At 43.7% G+C, this 1,630-nt stretch carries 1 protein-coding gene; it reads right to left on the bottom strand.

Going from position 1 to position 1,630, the window contains the following annotated elements:
* Positions 1–66 precede the first annotated feature (66 nt).
* The gene (locus WB217_RS02115; protein WP_423990203.1) at positions 67–1,407 is read right to left on the bottom strand and encodes a TrkH family potassium uptake protein; all 1,341 of its coding nucleotides are present in this window, start codon (positions 1,405–1,407) and stop codon (positions 67–69) included.
* Positions 1,408–1,630 lie beyond the last annotated feature (223 nt).

Here is a 1,630-nt window from a genome sequence, read left to right as displayed (position 1 = left end):
GGCCACACTTGACCCGAAACGTCCCATCCCAATTACTGCATACTGCTTTGCCATAAAAATATCCTCCTACCCAATCATCACTTTTCCAGCAGGATAACGGTAATGATCTTCTTTTCTTTTTTTCGCTACTGCAAAAGCAAGTGTCATCGGTCCAATACGGCCCGCGAACATCGTAAATGTTATCAATATTTTCCCAAATGGTGACAGTTCGGGAGTCAATCCCATTGACAGACCGACTGTTGCAAAGGCGGATACTGTCTCAAAGAACAACATCAGAAAATCTTTTCCCGGTTCTGTAATAGTCAACACCATTGTAACGAAAATAATTAAAAATAGTGCGATTAGTGTTACTGTAAGTGATTTATAAATGATCGTGTAGTCCATTCTTCTGCCGAAGAACGTGACATCCTCCCTGCCCCGAATTTGCGCTTTTACGGCGCCCATCAGAATGGCAAATGTAGTGGTCTTGATACCGCCGCCCGTTGAGCCTGGGGATGCCCCGATAAACATCAGGAAGATAATCAGGAATAATGTCGTTTGTGTTAAGTCACCAATATTCAATGTATTAGAGCCGGCAGTCCTTGGGGTCACAGATTGATAAAAGGAACCTAATATTTTCCCGGCCATCGAGAGTGGTTTCAAAGTGGCTGGATTGTTATATTCAAGGATAAAGATCAGCAGTGCACCGCCAAGTACAAGAACCCCGGAAACGGACAGTACCATTTTGGAATGAAGTGAAATCCTTTTTGTGCTTTTATATTCAAAAAGCTCATTCATTACAATGAACCCTATACCGCCTAAACTGATCAGAGAAATTAGGGTGATATTGATAACAGGATCATCAGCGTATGCGGTAAGCCCGCGAAACTCTCCCATTAAGTCAAATCCAGCATTATTGAAGTTCGATACCGCATGGAAAAAACCAAAATATATCGCCTTACCAGCGGCCATGTCCTGAGCAAACCTTAGAGATAACAGGATTCCTCCTGCAATCTCGATAACGGCTGTAAAAATGAGAATCCGCTTAACAAGCCGGACCACACCTTCCACCGTGGCATTGTTCAATGATTCCTGGATGATCAGCCTCTCTTTTAACGAGATTCTTTTCCCAAGGATAAATGCCAACAGTGTTGCAAAACTCATAAATCCAAGCCCTCCGATCTGAATCATCGAAAGGATGACAATTTCACCGAACTGTGTGAAGGTATCACCTGTATCGACTACTACGAGCCCCGTTACGCAGGTAGCTGATGTGGCTGTGAACAAAGCATCCAGCAAGGATAGCCCTTTGCCGTCAGTCGTAGCGGCGGGCAGTGAAAGCAGCAGCGATCCCAACAGGATAATCGACCCAAAACCAAGGACAAGTACCTTTGGAGGATCAAGCTTAAAAAGCATTTTCCTGCGCATGTTGTTTTCTCCTTCTCCCCTTAGTATGAGGAATTTTGTTAGTAATATTTCTTTGGCAGGGACTTAATGATTTTAACGGATCATAAACGACATAGGTCATCACGCAAAACAAAAAAGCCCCCAGAGGCTAAAAAGATAAATAGCCTTGTGGACTTTTGAACAGACTCGTCTCACAAGCTTCATCTTCCTCTTCTGCAACGCTTGCGGAGTTAGCTGTCGGATT

Source organism: Mesobacillus sp. (genome assembly GCF_049588175.1).
In the GTDB taxonomy this organism is placed as follows: Bacteria; Bacillota; Bacilli; order Bacillales; family Cytobacillaceae; genus Mesobacillus.
Note: the sequence above shows the minus strand (reverse complement) of the source record. Positions and strands in the feature narration are given on the sequence as shown.

What these genes read in the sequence shown, in the direction of transcription:
- WB217_RS02115 (WP_423990203.1), bottom strand. Translation starts at nt 1,407, where the DNA reads ATGCGCAGGAAAATGCTTTTTAAGCTTGATCCTCCAAAGGTACTTGTC.